Here is a 15690-nt window from a genome sequence, read left to right as displayed (position 1 = left end):
GGCTTCGTGGAAGGACACCCCCGATGAGGGTGCTGCTGCTGGGCGCCGACGGCTTCATCGGCCGCCGGGTCACCGACCGTCTGATGATGGACCAGGAGTTGCAGGTGACGGTGCTCGGCCGGCGCGACTCGGCCGACATCCGCTTCGACCTGACCACCGGGAGCCCGGGCGCGCTGGCCCGGTTCCTGGACGCGGTCGCGCCGCAGGTGGTGATCAACTGCGCGGGCGCCACCTACGGCAGCTCGCGCACCCTGGTCCGGTCGAACACGCTGGCCGTCGCGACCGTCTGCGAGGCCATCCGCCGCAGCCGGGAGCCGGCCCGGCTGGTGCACGTCGGCTCGGCCGCCGAGTACGGGCCGGTGCCCGGCGGGGTGCCGGTGTCCGAGCAGGCCGAGCCGCGGCCGGTCGGCCCGTACGGGGTGTCCAAACTGGCCGGGACGGAGCTGGTGCTGGCCTCCGGGCTGGACGCCGCGGTGCTGCGGGTGTTCGACGTGGTGGGGCCGGGGGCGCCGACCGCCTCGCTGTTCGGGCGGCTCGCGGAGGGCCTGCGGCGGGCGCTGGAGCGGGACGAGCACCAGGTGCGGATGCCGGACCTGTCCGGATACCGGGATTTCGTGGACGTGCGGGACGTCGCGCGGGCCATCCAGGCGGCCGCGGTGTCGGCCGCCACCGGGGTGATCAACGTCGGCAGCGGGCACGCCGTCCGGGCCCGGGACGCGGCCCAGCTGCTGGTGCGGGCCTCGGGCTTCGAGGGGACGATCGTCGAGGAGAACCGGCAGGTCCTGCTGCCGGCGCAGGCCGCCGGGGCGGGCAGCGACCACCTGCCGGGCCACCACCAGGGCGGCCACCACCCCGTCGCCCACCACCTGCCCGGCCACCGTCCGGAGGGGCACCGTCCGGAGGGCCGGCCCGCGCCGGGCGAGCCGGTGCCGTGGCGGCAGGCGGACGTGCGCACCGCCCGGGACCGTCTCGGATGGCGGACGCAGGTGCCGCTGGAGGAGTCGCTCGGCGACGTCTGGCTGGAGACGGCCTGCCGGGTGTGAACGCGCCGCGTGGTGCCCGGGCCCGTCAACCACGGGCCCGGGGCGCCTTCCGGGGCTTCCACCATCCGGCGCGGCCCGTCTCGCATGCCGGAATGGCTGTCTCGGAATAGCGGAGGGGCGTGACACTGTTGGCCTAGAGAGCCACCCGAGTGGCGGAGCAACAACCCCACAGCGAGGTTGGCCCTGGCCATCCGAACAAGACCCATCGGAGTCCCCGTGTCGTTGCCACCCCTGGTCGAGCCGGCCGACGAGCTCACCGTTGACGAGGTCCGCCGGTACTCCCGCCACCTGATCATCCCGGACGTGGGCATGGCGGGGCAGAAGCGGCTGAAGAACGCCAAGGTGCTGTGCGTCGGCGCCGGCGGCCTCGGTTCGCCCGCCCTGCTCTACCTGGCCGCCGCCGGTGTCGGCACGCTGGGCATCGTCGAGTTCGACGTGGTCGACGAGTCGAACCTCCAGCGCCAGGTGATCCACGGCCAGTCGGACGTCGGCCGCTCCAAGGCGGAGTCGGCGCGGGACTCGGTCAAGGAGATCAACCCGTACGTCGACGTGGTGCTGCACGAGGAGCGCCTCGACAACTCCAACGTCCTGGAGATCTTCTCCGGCTACGACCTGATCGTGGACGGCACCGACAACTTCGCCACCCGGTACCTGGTGAACGACGCCGCGGTGCTGCTCGGCAAGCCGTACGTGTGGGGCTCGATCTACCGCTTCGACGGCCAGGCCAGCGTGTTCTGGGCCGAGCACGGCCCCTGCTACCGCTGCCTCTACCCGGAGGCCCCGCCGCCGGGCATGGTCCCCTCCTGCGCCGAGGGCGGCGTGCTGGGCGTGCTGTGCGCGTCCATCGGCTCGATCCAGGTCAACGAGGCGATCAAGCTGCTGGCCGGCATCGGGGACCCGCTGGTCGGCCGGCTGATGATCTACGACGCCCTGGAGATGAACTACCGCCAGGTGAAGGTCCGCAAGGACCCGAACTGCGCCGTCTGCGGCGAGAACCCGACGGTCACCGAGCTGATCGACTACGAGGCCTTCTGCGGCGTCGTCTCGGAGGAGGCGCAGGCCGCCGCCGCCGGTTCGACCATCACCTCGCAGCAGCTCAAGCAGTGGCAGGACGACGAGGAGGACATCTACCTCATCGACGTCCGCGAGCCCGGCGAGTACGAGATCGTCAACATCCCCGGCGCGGTGCTGATCCCGAAGAACGAGTTCCTGATGGGCGACGCGCTGGAGAAGCTGCCGCAGGACAAGAAGATCGTGCTGCACTGCAAGTCGGGCGTGCGCTCGGCCGAGGTGCTGGCCGTGGTCAAGGCCGCGGGCTTCGCCAACGCCGTCCACCTGGGCGGCGGCGTGCTCGGCTGGGTGAACCAGATCGAGCCGCACAAGCCGGTCTACTGACCGACACCCACGTGAGGAGGGCCCGCCGGGAACGGCGGGCCCTCCGTCGTGTCGGCCCGGACCCTCAGAGGGCGTTCCTGCGCTGGAGCACGTTGTAGGCGATCCAGCCCGGCAGCACCGGCAGCCAGAAGGTGAGCGCCCGGTAGAGGAAGACGGCCGGGGTGGCGATGGTGGGGGAGACGTCCGCGACGGTCAGGGCGCCGATCAGGGCGACCTCGACGGGGCCGATGCCGCCGGGGGTCGGGATCGCCGAGCCGGCCGCGTTGGCGGTCAGGAAGACCACCGCGACGGCGGAGAAGCTGACGTCGCCGCCGAAGGCCTGCACCGAGAAGTCCAGGCAGGCGGTGAACGAGAGCGTCAGCAGCAGGATGCCGCCGAAGCCGGTGACCAGCTTGCTGGGCGTCTGCATCAGGTCGAGCATCCGCGGCACCACGCCGAAGAACAGCGAGCGCAGCCGGCCCAGGACGAACCGGCGCAGCGGCGCGACGGCGGCCACCACCAGGGCGAGCACGGCGGCCGTCAGCACCCCGATGATCACCGCGCGGGAGGCGGAGAGGTCGCCGTTGGTCTGGCTGCCGGTGATCAGGCCGAAGCTGAACAGCAGCAGCAGGTGCCCGGCCAGGCCGGCCAGCTGGGAGGCGCCGACCGAGGCCACCGCCTGGCCGGAGCGGATGCCGGCCTTCTGGAGGTAGCGGGTGTTGAGCGCGATGCCGCCGATCGCGGCGGGGGCGACCAGCTTGACGAAGGAGCCGGCCAGCTGGGCGGCGACGGTGCGCCGGAACGGCAGCTTCTCGGGGACGAAGCCGGTCAGGCTCATCGCGGCGGCGACGTAGCTGAAGGCGGCGGCGAGCAGGGCGGCGGCGGCCCAGGCCCAGTTCATCTGGGAGAGCTTGAGCTGGGCCGGCTTGATGGTGGTCAGGGCCAGGTAGGCGGCGAAGGTGAGCGCGATCACCATGATCAGGCTCTTCGGCTTCAGCCGCTCCAGCTTGGCCGGGGCCATCGGCGCCTCGGGGGCGATCTGGAGGATCTGGCCGCGGATGCGGCTCAGCAGGTCCTCGCCGGCCGCCGCGATGTCCTCCTCGGCCTGCTCCTGGGTGCGCTCCCCGGCCGCGACCTGCTCCAGCGCCCGGGCCCGGGCGGCGGCCTTGCGCTCCTTGGTGAGCTTGGCCAGGTCGACCCTGGTGGAGCGGCTCATCCCGACCGGCTGGAGCAGCGGCAGGGCCTGGGCCACCCGCTCGGCGCCCAGCACCGCGTTGGCGGTGGCCACGGCCCGCTCCGGGCCGATCCGCAGCGCGAAGGTGGTGAGCAGCTGGGCGACGTCGATCCGCAGGGTCAGGTCGGTGGCGGCGATGTCGCCGCCGGAGAGGTTGACCAGGCAGGCGCTCCGCTCGTCCACCACCAGCAGCGACTCGCCGGTGAGCCGTCGGTGCGCGATCCGGCGCTCGTGCAGGGCGGCCACCGACTGCCAGATCGAGGCCATCACCCGGTCGGTGACCTCCTCGTCGGCCAGCTCGTCGAGGGTGCGGCCGTCGAGGTTCTCGTAGACCAGGATCGCGGCGTCCGGGCCGAGCTCGGAGGTGGCGACCAACTGCGGCGCGCGGGCGCCGGAGGCGGCCGCCGCGTACGCGATCAGGGCCTCCTGCTCCAGCGCCTGGCGCAGGGACTGGGGGCTGCGGCGGACGGCCACCGAGCGCAGCCGCAGCCGCCGCCAGGCCCGGTAGAAGAAGCCGGAGGCCTGCTGCTCGCGGTCGATGATGTGCACGTCCAGCGGGGGGCCGCCCTGCTGGGTGACGTGGTAGCGGCGGGTGCCGCCGGGGGCGTCGGGGGCGCGGACGGCGCCGGCCGGGGTGAAGCCGACCTTGCGCAGGCCGATCATCAGGTGCTGGCCGGTGGGCCGGATGTTGGGGGAGCCGATCGCGTACAGCGTGCCGTAGGCGACGGACCAGCCGATCAGCACGGTGAGCAGCAGCGACATCGGGGTGGTGTAGCCGCCGAGCAGCTCGGTGACGCCGCTGAAGAGCACCACCACCCACAGGGCGACCCGCCAGCGCGGTCTGCTCGACATGCCGACGGCCGTCATGTAGGCGATCACCGGGGCGAGGTAGCCGTGCACCGGGTCGGTGAGGCTGCCGTTGCTGTCCAGCGGCAGCCGGGTCAGCGCGTCCCGGATGTGCGGGGAGGCGCCTTCGGCCACCCACCAGTCGATGCCGAGCGAGACGCCGTACGCCAGCACCGAGGCGAGCACGCCGTCGGCGACCCGCAGGCCGTCGCGTTTGATCAGCCGCTCGACGGCGAAGGCCAGCGGCACCGCGAGCACGGCGACGCTGGAGACCAGGCCGGTGATGGTGGAGAGCACCGCGGAGAAGTGCGGCGCGTTGGTGGCGATGTCCTGCTCGATGCCGGTGGTGGTCGAGGTCGCGATGCCGGCCAGCACGAAGACGGCGACGATGCCGAGGACGCCGGCCAGGAAGCGGATCAGGTCGGACGGGCGGTGCGCGCGGGCGGCGAGCAGCGGCTCGTCGACGTCCAGGTGCGGGGCGTCGTCCAGCGGGTCGTGGCCGTGGACGTCGTCGTGGTCCTCGCCGCGGGGCCCGGGCGGGCCGTCGGGCTCCTGGGGGCCGGGCCCCTGGGCGGGGGTCTCCTCCGGGGGCTCCTGGGCGGGGGGCTTCCCGGAGGTGTTCCCGGGGGTCTTCGAGGGGGTGGGGGTCTTGATCATCCGGTCCTTGATCAGGGAGACTTCCGGCGTCGGCCCCGGTCCGGGCCGGCCTTCACCCTCGTCGCCGGCGGCCGGGGGCACGGCGGCGGAGGACTCGTCGGAGTCCTTGTCCACGCCCACGTCAGCCGTCCCGGTCATCTGGTCTTGTTGTCCTCGTATCACCACTCACCGCCCCGGAAGATGGTGGCATGCTCCGGCTCCCCGCGCGGGACAGGGGGCGGATCGGGCGCGGCGGATCGTTCGCACGGGCCCCCGGACGCGCCTCCTTGGGGAAGAATGCCGCAGGTGACGGACGCGACAGAGGACGGCCTCCCGGATGCCCTGCCCCCCTTCGCCGAACTGGTGCTCGACCTGACCGAGCGGATTCCACCCGGCAGGGTGATGACCTACGGCGACGTCGCCGAGTACCTGGGCCAGGGCGGCCCCCGGCAGGTCGGCCGGGTGATGGCCCTGTACGGCGGCTCGGTGCCCTGGTGGCGGGTGGTCCGCGCCGACGGCCGCCTGCTGCCCGGCCACGAACGGCGCGCCCTCGCCCACTACGGCGAGGAGGGGACCCCGCTGCGCGAGCTCGCCGACCCCGTCCGGGTCGACCTCAAGCGGGCCCGTTGGAACGGCGAGCTCCCCGGCCGGTGAACGGGGAGGGCGAACGGGCGAGTGAGCGGAAACCGCCGCACGGACCGGATTGACGGGGCAGGATCGTAGGCTCGATGCGGGCGGGCCCGTCGCGGCCCGCCCCCGCCGTGCCCCGCCCCGCCCCACCGTTCGACCCCAGGACCGAGTTCGTGACCTCCCCCTACCGGCTCGTGCGCAGCCCGCTCGTCCAGCCCGACCCGCCCGTGCTGGACGCCTACCAGCGCGCCGTGGTCGAGCACGCCGGCGGACCGCTGCTGGTCCTGGCCGGGCCCGGCACCGGCAAGACCACGACCCTCGTCGAGGCCGTCGCCCGGCGGATCGCGGACGGCACCGACCCCGAGCGGATCCTCGTCCTCACCTTCAGCCGCAAGGCCGCGATGGAACTGCGCGACCGCATGTCCGGCCGCCTCGGCAGCTCCGCCGCCGCCCCGCAGGCCACCACCTTCCACTCCTTCTGCTACGCCCTGCTGCGCGCCCACCAGGACCCCCAGGACTACGCCGAACCCCTGCGGCTGCTCTCCGGCCCCGAACAGGACGTCATGGTCCGCGAACTGCTCGCCGGCGGCGCCGAGGACGCCAAACGCGGCCTGAGCCGGATCGCCTGGCCGCTGGACCTGCGGGCCTGCCTGACCACCCGCGGCTTCGCCGACGAGGTCCGCGCCGTCCTCGCCCGCAGCCGCGAACTCGGACTCGGCGAGGCCGAACTGGAACGCTTCGCCCAGGGCGTCCAGCGCCCCGACTGGGCCGCCGCCGCGCACTTCCTGGCCGACTACCTCGACGTCCTCGACCTGCGCGGCGTCCTCGACTACGCCGAACTCGTCCACCGCGCCGTGCTGCTCGCCGAACGCCCCGAGGTCGGACAGGAGTTGCGGCGCCGCTACGAGGTGGTCTTCGTCGACGAGTACCAGGACACCGACCCCTCCCAGGTCCGGCTGCTGCGCCGGCTCGCCGGCGGCGGGGGCGACCTCGTCGCCGTCGGCGACCCGGACCAGTCGATCTACGCCTTCCGCGGCGCCGACATCAACGGCATCCTCGACTTCCCGCAGACCTTCCGGAACGCCGACGGAACCCCCGCCGAGGTCAAGGTCCTGCGGGTCTCCCGCCGCTCCGGCGCCGTCCTGCTCGCCGCCTCCCGCGAGATCGCCCGCCGGATGCCGATGGGCCGGCTGCCCGCCGACAAGCTCGCCCAGCACCGCGCCCTGCTGCCCTCCCGCGAGGGCGGCCGGGTCGAGGTCTACACCTACCCGACCCCCGGCGCCGAACTCGACTCGATCGCCGACCTGCTGCGCCGCGCCCACCTGGAGGACGGCGTCCCCTGGGGCGAGATGGCCGTCCTGGTCCGGGCCGGCGCCCGCTCCATCCCCGGCGTGCGGCGGGCCCTGGGCGCCGCCGGCGTCCCGCTGGAGATCGACGGCGACGACCTGCCGCTGCGCGAGGAACCGGCCGTCGCCCACCTGCTGCTCGCCCTGCGGGTCTGCGCCCAGCAGGCCGCCCGCGACAAGCAGGGCGACCCGGACGCCCCCGACCCGCTCACCACCGACCTGGCCCACGCCCTGCTCACCGGCCCGCTCGGCGGCCTCGACGGCTCCGACCTGCGCCGCCTCGGCCGCGCCCTGCGCGAGGAGGAACGCGCCGCGCTGCGCGCCGACGGCCGGCCCTCCACCGCGCCCCGCCCGGCCGGCGAACTCATCCGCGAGGCCCTCGCCGAACCCGAGCGGCTCGTCGCCCTCGACCCCGCGCACGCCCGCCGCGCCCGCGACCTCGGCACCCTGCTGCGCAAGGTCCGGGAACTGCTGGCCGGCGGCTGCACCGCCGAGGAGGCGCTCTGGGAGCTCTGGGACGGCAGCCGCCGCTGGCGCGAGCGCCTGGAACGGGCCGCCCTGCGCGGCGGCGCCGCCGGCCGCAACGCCGACCGCGACCTGGACGCGCTGTGCGCCCTGTTCGAGACCGCCGCCCGCGCCGAGGAACAGGTCACCGGCCACCGCAGCGCCCTCGACCTGCTCGCCGAACTCGAAGCCCAGGACATCGCCGCCGACACCCTCACCGTCCGCGCCGTACGCCCCGAAGCCGTCCGGCTGATGACCGCCCACCGCTCCAAGGGCCTGGAGTGGCGCCTGGTCGTGGTGGCCGGCGTCCAGGACGGCCTCTGGCCCGACCTGCGCCGCCGCGGCTCCCTCCTCGAAGCCGACCGGATCGGCCGTGACGGCCTCGCCGAACCGCTCTCCCCGGGCGCCCTGCTCGGCGAGGAGCGCCGGCTCTTCTACGTCGCCGCCACCCGCGCCAAGGAACGCCTGATCGTCACCGCCGTCAAGGCCCCCGCCGACGACGGCGACGAACCCTCCCGCTTCCTGCGCGAGCTCTACCGCGAGGACGTCGACCCCGCCACCGGCAGGACGGTGCGCCGCACCCCGCCGGTCACCGTCGAGGACGTCACCCACCGCCCGCGCCGCCCGCTGTCCGTCGCCGCGCTGGTCGCCGAACTGCGCGCCGTCACCGTCGACCCCGCCCGCTCGCCCGAACTGCGCCGCGCCGCCGCCGAACGCCTCGCCACCCTCGCCGCCGCCACCGACGAGGACGGACAGCCGCTGGTGCCCGCCGCCCACCCCGAGCGCTGGTGGGGCCTGGACGACCCGACCGCCGCCCCCGAGCCGCTGCGCAGCGCCGACGCCCCCGTCCGGCTCTCCGGCAGCGGCCTGGAACAGCTGGAGAACTGCTCCCTCCAGTGGTTCCTGGACAAGGAGGTCAAGGCGCGCGGAGCCGGCTCGGCCGCCCAGGGCTTCGGCAACGTGGTGCACGCCCTCGCCGACGAGGTCGGCTCCGGCCGCACCCCCGCCGACCTCGCCGTGCTGATGGAACGGCTGGACACCGTCTGGGACGCGCTGGCCTTCGACGCGCCCTGGAAGTCCCAGCAGGAGAAGTCCGAGGCCCGGGCCGCCCTGGAGCGCTTCCTCAACTGGCACGTCCTGGAACGCGGCCGGGACCTGGTCGCCACCGAGCACGGCTTCGACGTCACCCTCGACGTCGGCGGCGTCCAGGTCCGCATCCGCGGCTCGATGGACCGGGTGGAGAAGGACACCGCCGGCCGCGCCTACGTCGTCGACTTCAAGACCGGCAAGCAGATACCCGCCGACAAGTCGCTGCCCGAGCACAAGCAGCTCGCCGTCTACCAGCTCGCCGTCCGGGCCGGCGCCCTCAACGAACTCCCCGGCTTCGACGGGAAGGCGCCGGACACCGGCGGCGCCGAACTCGTCCACCTGCGCGAGCCCGCCGCCAAGGCCGCCCAGGACACCCCCAAGGTGCAGCGCCAGGAGCCGCCCGAGGGCGAGCCGTGGATCGAGAACCTGCTCGCCGAGGCGGCCGGGAAGGTCCTCGCCGAACGCTTCGTCCCGCGGACCGGCGGCGGCTGCGACCGCTGCTCCTTCCGCCGCAGCTGCTCCGCCCAGCGCGACGGTGCCCAGCTGGTGGAGTGAGGCCGGTCGGCCGGGAATGTCCGCCGCTCCGGTTACCGTTGCGTGGTGACCGCCGTGCTCAGCCATCCCGACCAGCTCAAGGAGCTGCTGGGGATCCCGTTCAACCGGGAGCAGATGGCGGCCATCGGGGCCCCCCTGGAACCGGCCGTGATCGTGGCCGGCGCCGGCTCCGGCAAGACCACCGTGATGGCCGCCCGGGTGGTCTGGCTGGTCGGCTCCGGCGCGGTGCGGCCCGAGGAGGTGCTCGGCCTCACCTTCACCAACAAGGCCGCCGGCGAACTCGCCGAACGCGTCCGCGCCGCCCTGCTGCGCGCCGGCGTCAGCGACCGGGACGCCGCCGAACCGCTCGGCGACCCGGAGATCTCCACCTACCACGCCTTCGCCGGCCGCCTGCTCAAGGAGCACGGCCTGCGGATCGGCATCGAACCGGACGTGCGGCTGCTCGCCGACGCCACCCGCTTCCAGCTCGCCGCCAAGGTGCTGCGCACCGCCCGCGGCCCGTTCCCCGCGCTCACCGGCACCTTCGCCAACCTGGTCGCCGACCTGACCGCGCTGGACGGCGAACTCGCCGAACACCTCGTCGAGCCGCAGACCCTGCGCGACTTCGACGAACGGCTGCTGGACACCCTCGCCACCGTCAAGCTCACCAACGACGACCTGCGGGCCGTCCCGGCCACCTCCCGGGCCCGGCTGGAACTGCTGCGCCTGGTCGAGGACTACCGGCGGCGCAAGCGCTCCGCCGGGCTGATGGACTTCGGCGACCAGATCGCCGCCGCCGCCCGCCTGGCCCAGCAGCGCCCCGAGGTCGGCGAGCTGCTGCGCGGCCAGTTCAAGGTGGTGCTCCTGGACGAGTACCAGGACACCTCGGTCGCCCAGCGGCTGATGCTGGCCGGCCTCTTCGGCGCCGGGCCCGGGGGCGCCTCCTCCTCCTCCTCCGGCGACGGCGCCGCGCCCGCCGACGGCGCCCGCACCGGCGGCGGCCACCCGGTGACCGCCGTCGGCGATCCCTGCCAGGCGATCTACGGCTGGCGCGGCGCCTCCGTCGCCAACCTCGACGACTTCCCCCGGCACTTCCCGAAGGCCGACGGCCGCCCCGCCGACCGCTACGCGCTCAGCGAGAACCGCCGCAGCGGCGGCCGCCTGCTCGCCTTCGCCAACGAGCTCGCCGCCCCGCTGCGCGAGATGCACGAGGGCGTCGAGGCGCTGCGCCCGGCCCCCGGCGCCGAGCAGGACGGCTTCGTCCGGGCGGCGCTGCTGCCCACCCACGCCGAGGAGATCGGCTGGCTGGCCGACTCGATCGCCCACCTGGTGCGCACCGGCACCGCGCCGGGCCGGATCGCCGTGCTGTGCCGCGGCGGCGCGGCCTTCCCGGACATCCACGCCGCGCTGGTCGCCCGGGAGGTGCCGGTCGAGGTGGTGGGCCTCGGCGGGCTGCTGCAACTGCCCGAGGTGGCCGACCTGGTGGCGGTCTGCGAGGTGCTGCAGGACCCGACCGCCAACGCCGCGCTGGTGCGCCTGCTGATCGGCCCGCGCTGGCGGATAGGCCCGCGGGACCTCGCGCTGCTCGGCCGCCGGGCCGCCGACCTGGTCCGGACCGACCGTTCCGAGGGCGTCGAGGCGCTGGCCGCGGCCGTCGCCGAGGCCGACCCGACCGAGGTGGTCTCGCTGGCCGACGCGGTGGAGACCTTCCTCGATCCCGACCAGCCCGACGACCTGCCGTTCTCCGCCGAGGCCCGGGTGCGCTTCGCCCGCCTCGCCGCCGAGCTGCGCGAGCTGCGCCGCTCGCTCGCCGACCCGCTGATGGACGTGCTGCACCGGGTGCTGTCCGTCACCGGCCTGGAGGTCGAACTCGCCGCCTCCCCGCGGGCCCTGGCCGCCCGGCGGCGGGAGACCCTGCACGCCTTCCTGGACGTCGCCGCCTCCTTCGCCGATCTCGACGGCGACCCCGGCCTGGCCGCCTTCCTGGGCTTCCTGCGCGCCGCCCAGGAGTACGAGCGCGGCCTGGACAGCAGCCTGCCCGGCGGAGAGGACACCGTGAAGGTGCTCACCGCGCACAAGTCCAAGGGCCTGGAGTGGGACGTGGTGGCCGTCCCCGGCCTGGTGCGGGGCGCGTTCCCGTCGTCGAGCCCGCGCGAACGCTGGACGAGCGCCAAGCGCGTGCTCCCGCACGCCCTGCGCGGCGACGCCGCGACCCTGCCCGACGTGCGCGGCGGCTGGAACGGGAAGTCGATGACGGCGTTCAGGAAGGAACTGGCCGAGCACTCCGCCACCGAGGAACTGCGCCTGGGCTACGTGGCGTTCACCCGGCCCCGGTCGCTGCTGCTGGCCTCCGGGCACTGGTGGGGCCCGAGCCAGAAGACCGTCCGCGGCCCCTCCGCCTTCCTGGAGGCACTGCGCGAGCACTGCGAGCGGCCCGGCGCGGGCGAGGTCGAGCACTGGGCCGAGCAGCCGGAGAAGGGCGCCGAGAACCCGGCGCTGGCCGCCCCGGTCGAGCGCCCCTGGCCGCTGCCGCTGGACCCGGCCGCCCAGCACGCCCGCCGCCGGGTCGCCGAGGTGGTGCGCGCCCGCCTCGCCGGGGCGCCGGCCCCGGAGCCCGAGGAGATGGCTCCCGAGGACCAGCGCCAGGTGGCCTCCTGGGACCGCGACCTGACCGCGCTGCTGGGCGAGTTGGAGCGCTCCCGGCGCACCGCCCGGGAGGTGCCGCTGCCCGCCGCGCTCTCCGCCACCCAGCTGCTGCGGCTGGCCGCCGACCCGGACGGCTTCGCCCACGACCTGGCCCGCCCGATGCCCCGCCCCCCGCAGCCCGCGGCCCGGCGCGGCACCCGCTTCCACGCCTGGGTGCAGTCCCGGATCGAGCCGCTGCTGCTGGTCGAGCCCGGCGCGCTGCCCGGCGCCGACGACGACGGCATCGAGGACGAGCAGGACCTGGAGCGGCTCAAGGAGGCGTTCCTGCGCACCCCGTACGCCCAGCGCAAGCCCCACCGGGTGGAAGCGCCGTTCCAGCTGGTGCTGGCGGGCCGGGTGGTGCGGGGTCGCATCGACGCGGTCTACCGGGAAGATGACGGGTTGTCGGAATCCGGTGGTGGGTCACGCTACGAAGTGGTGGACTGGAAGACCCACCGGGAGGAGACCGCCGACCCGTTGCAGCTCGCGGTCTACCGGCTGGCCTGGGCCGAGCACGCGGGCGTCGATCCCGAGCAGGTCACGGCCTCGTTCCTGTACGTCCGCAGCGGCCGGATCGTCCGCCCGGCAGGACTTCCCGCCCGAAAAGAGTTGGAACGGCTTCTGATCGGGAACAGTGACTATTGAGTCACGCAGAGCATCCAAGTCATCACGCCGGCGCCCGAAACCTGTGCGTCGTGCACGTTTCGCGCCTATTGTGGGGTCGGTAACCGGTCAACCCCCGAGCTCCGGCCGCCAGCGAGGCCCGCATTCCCTAACCCTCAGTCATCACCGCAGGTGCCCTTGGGCATCGGCGTCTTCTGCTGGAGAAACCGAAGTTGAGCGCGACCGGATGGATCAGAGAGCGGTTCACCGGGCCGACCCCGGGCCCCGCTCCGCGCGCGACCGGCACCTGGCCGAGGACGGCGCTGGCGCTGCCGTTCATCGGCATGGTGCTGATCGTCGCCCTCGACTACCTCAGCGGCACCGAGGTGACCGTCGAACCGGCCCTCACCGCCGTCCCCGCGCTGGCCGCCGTGGTCAGCCGCCGCACCTGGTACCCGCTCGCCATCGGCCTGGGCACCGAGGCCGCCGCCTTCCTGATGGCCTTCCGCAGCGACACCCTCGACGAGTCCGTGCACGTCGCCAGCGTCTTCGCGATCCTGCTCGTGGCCGCGATCGGCTGGGTCAGCGCCACCCTGAGACTGCGCCAGGAACGGGCCCTGGCCGACGCCCAGCTCGTCGCCTCCATCGCCCGCCGGGTCCTGCTGCGGCCCGTCCCCGAACGCGTCGGCACCGTCCGGGCCGCAGTCCACTACGAGGCCGCCGCCGCCCACGCCCGGATCGGCGGGGACCTCTACGAAGTCGTCAACACCCGGCACGGGGTGCGGGCCGTGGTCGGCGACGTCCGCGGCAAGGGGCTCGGCGCGGTGGAGACCGCCGCCGCCGTGCTCGGCGCCTTCCGGGAGGCCGCCCACCAGGAACCCGCCCTCGACAGGGTGGCCGGCTGGCTCGCCGACAGCCTCGACCGCGCCCTGCACGAGAACGACCACCCCGGCGTGGAGGAGGAGTTCGTCACCCTGGTGCTGATCGGCGTCCGCCCCGACGGCACCACGGAGATCGTCAACTGCGGCCACCCCGCTCCGCTGCTGCTGCGCGGCGAGGACGTCCGCCCGCTCGAACTCGCCGAGACCGTACCGCCGCTGGGCGTCCTCGATCCGGCCGACGTCCGCCCGCCGGTGCACCGGATCCTGCTCCAGGACGAGGACCGGGTCCTGCTGTTCACCGACGGGGTGATCGAGGCCCGCAACCGCGCCGGCGTCTTCTACCCGCTCGCCGAACGCTTCCCGCGCTGCGCCGACGGCCGCCCGGCCGACGTCCTGCAGCGCCTGCACGAGGACGTGGTGCGCCACGTCGGACGCCAACTCGGCGACGACGCGGCCATGCTGCTCCTCCAGTTCGACCCCCCGCCCTCCCTCGGCGGCCCCGTCCGGCTCGCGAACGCCGTCCACCTCCCCCAGCAGGCCGGGGTCCTGACCCACCAGTAGACGGGCCCCGGCGCACCCGGCAGGCGCTACAGGGACACCTCGACCAGCAGCGGCCGGTGGTCCGACACCGCCGCGCGCGGCGCCGCCGCCGGGCCCACCGCCGCGCGCGGCACGCCGATCGCCAGGACGTGGTCGAACTGCACCGCCGGCCGGTGCGAGGGATAGGTCGGAGTGCGCGCCAGGTCGTACCAGCCCTGGAGCCGGGCGCGCGGCTCGCGCACCCGGCGCCGGCGCGGTTCGGCCAGCGCCGGCCGGGCCCGCCGGGCCGCCCGCAGCTCGCGCACCCGCACCCGCGGCGCGCCGCGCTCCAGCGCCGTCGCCCCGCCGAGCACCGTGCGCGGCACCGCGCCGACCAGGTTGAAGTCCCCCAGCACCAGGTACGGCTGCGGCAGGTCGGCGATCCAGCGCCGGATGCCCGCCAGCTGCGCCATGTTCCAGCCGGGCACGAAGGACAGGTGCGCGGCCACCACGGTGAACGGGCCGCGCTCGCCCTCCAGGACGGCCGCCAGCGCGGCCCGGGGCTCGTCCGGCACCGGCGTCAGCCCGCGCCGCCCGGCCACCCGCAGCGGCAGCCCGAACGGCGCCGGGGCGAACCGCCGGGCCCGCCAGTGCCGCACCGGGAGCCTCGTCAGCAGGGCCGTCCCGTACGAGGGCAGGGCGCCGTCCCCCACCTCGCCCGGCCCGTACACCCGCAGGCCGTTCGGCCCGCCCGGCTCCGGCACCCAGCCGGCCACCGGCGCCGGGCGGCCGTGCAGCGCCGCGGCGAAGCGCCAGTCCCCGGCGCCCATCGCCGCGGCCGCCACCGCGGCCTGGTCGGTGCCGCCCGAGCGCGACTGGTGCCGGTCCACCTCCTGGAGCGCCAGCACGTCGGCGTCCAGGGCGGCCACCGCCTCGGCCAACGGGCCGCCGGCGTCGGACGGGTAGGGCCGCGGGGCGCCGTCCGGGGCGAGCGGCTGACCGTGCAGCAGGTTGAAGGTGGCGATGCGCAACTGGCTCACACCGCACGACGGTACCCGGTCGCCGGGGGAGGGGGGTCCGGCTTGAGACGGTGCTGCATACCGGGTATACATACTCGGTATGTCCATCCGTCACGGTCTGCTCGCCCTGCTCGACCAGGGCCCGCGCTACGGCTACCAGCTGCGCACCGAGTTCGAGGCGCGCACCGGCGCCACCTGGCCACTCAACGTCGGGCAGGTCTACACCACGCTGTCGCGCCTGGAGCGCGACGGACTGGTCGAAGCCGCGGGGGAGGACGACGAGGGCCACCAGTTCTACGCCGTGACCGACGCCGGCCGCGCCGAACTGCGGAACTGGTTCGACACCCCGGTGCCCCGGACCAACCCCCCGCGCGACGAACTGGCGATCAAGCTCGCCATGGCGGTGACCGTCCCCGGAGTGGACGTCTCCGCCGTCGTCCAGGGCCAGCGCCGCCACAGCGTCAAGGCGCTCCAGGACTACACCCGGCTCAAGGGCCGCGCCCTGGCCGGCGAGCCGGGGCCCGGCACCGCCTCCTCCGAGAGCAACGACCTCGCCTGGCTGCTCGTCCTCGACCAGCTGATCTTCCAGACCGAAGCCGAGATCCGCTGGCTCGACCACTGCGAGACCCGGCTCGCCCAGCAGGCCGAACTGCGGCAGGCCCGCACCGCCGAGGCCGCCCGCGACGGCGCCGCGCCCACCAGGCGAGGCCGCCGCCTGCGCGCCTGATCCCGGCACCCGAACCACCA

The 15690-nt window shown here is 74.8% G+C and carries 9 protein-coding genes; 7 read left to right on the top strand and 2 right to left on the bottom strand.

Annotated features, from left to right (window positions below; translation table 11 throughout):
* Nucleotides 1–23: 23 nt before the first annotated feature.
* Nucleotides 24–1043, top strand: a complete 1020-nt coding sequence (locus ACZ55U_RS21320) for an NAD-dependent epimerase/dehydratase family protein (RefSeq protein ID WP_465527773.1) — start codon at nucleotides 24–26, stop codon at nucleotides 1041–1043.
* Between the two features lie 216 nt (nucleotides 1044–1259).
* Nucleotides 1260–2438 (top strand): adenylyltransferase/sulfurtransferase MoeZ, encoded by a 1179-nt coding sequence (gene moeZ, locus ACZ55U_RS21315; RefSeq protein WP_465527771.1) that lies wholly within the window; start codon nucleotides 1260–1262, stop codon nucleotides 2436–2438.
* A 64-nt stretch (nucleotides 2439–2502) separates the two neighbouring features.
* Here the strand turns inward: moeZ and ACZ55U_RS21310 are convergent, their stop codons facing one another.
* A complete protein-coding gene (locus tag ACZ55U_RS21310) occupies nucleotides 2503–5292 on the bottom strand; it encodes a flippase-like domain-containing protein (protein WP_465527769.1) in 2790 nt (929 codons plus the stop codon).
* Nucleotides 5293–5430: 138 nt separating this feature from the next.
* Between ACZ55U_RS21310 and ACZ55U_RS21305 the strand changes: the two genes are divergently transcribed.
* From ACZ55U_RS21305 to ACZ55U_RS21290, 4 genes are all read left to right on the top strand, one after another.
* Nucleotides 5431–5787, top strand: a complete 357-nt coding sequence (locus tag ACZ55U_RS21305) for an MGMT family protein (RefSeq protein ID WP_465527767.1) — start codon at nucleotides 5431–5433, stop codon at nucleotides 5785–5787.
* Between the two features lie 149 nt (nucleotides 5788–5936).
* Entirely contained in the window at nucleotides 5937–9257 is a 3321-nt protein-coding gene (locus tag ACZ55U_RS21300; RefSeq protein WP_465527765.1) for an ATP-dependent helicase, read from the top strand.
* Nucleotides 9258–9302: 45 nt separating this feature from the next.
* On the top strand, nucleotides 9303–12566 hold the full coding sequence (locus tag ACZ55U_RS21295; RefSeq protein ID WP_465527763.1) for a UvrD-helicase domain-containing protein: 3264 nt from the start codon (nucleotides 9303–9305) through the stop codon (nucleotides 12564–12566).
* 191 nt (nucleotides 12567–12757) lie between these two features.
* Complete coding sequence (locus tag ACZ55U_RS21290; protein WP_465527761.1) at nucleotides 12758–13966, top strand: PP2C family protein-serine/threonine phosphatase; 1209 nt, start codon at nucleotides 12758–12760, stop codon at nucleotides 13964–13966.
* A gap of 26 nt (nucleotides 13967–13992) precedes the next feature.
* Here ACZ55U_RS21290 and ACZ55U_RS21285 read toward each other — a convergent pair whose 3' ends face one another.
* Nucleotides 13993–14964 (bottom strand): endonuclease/exonuclease/phosphatase family protein, encoded by a 972-nt coding sequence (locus ACZ55U_RS21285; protein WP_465527759.1) that lies wholly within the window; start codon nucleotides 14962–14964, stop codon nucleotides 13993–13995.
* A gap of 79 nt (nucleotides 14965–15043) precedes the next feature.
* Here ACZ55U_RS21285 and ACZ55U_RS21280 point away from each other — a divergent pair, with 79 nt between their 5' ends.
* Nucleotides 15044–15670, top strand: a complete 627-nt coding sequence (locus tag ACZ55U_RS21280) for a PadR family transcriptional regulator (protein ID WP_465527757.1) — start codon at nucleotides 15044–15046, stop codon at nucleotides 15668–15670.
* Nucleotides 15671–15690 lie beyond the last annotated feature (20 nt).

This window comes from Kitasatospora sp. NPDC034533 (assembly GCF_055575155.1).
Note: the sequence above shows the minus strand (reverse complement) of the source record. Positions and strands in the feature narration are given on the sequence as shown.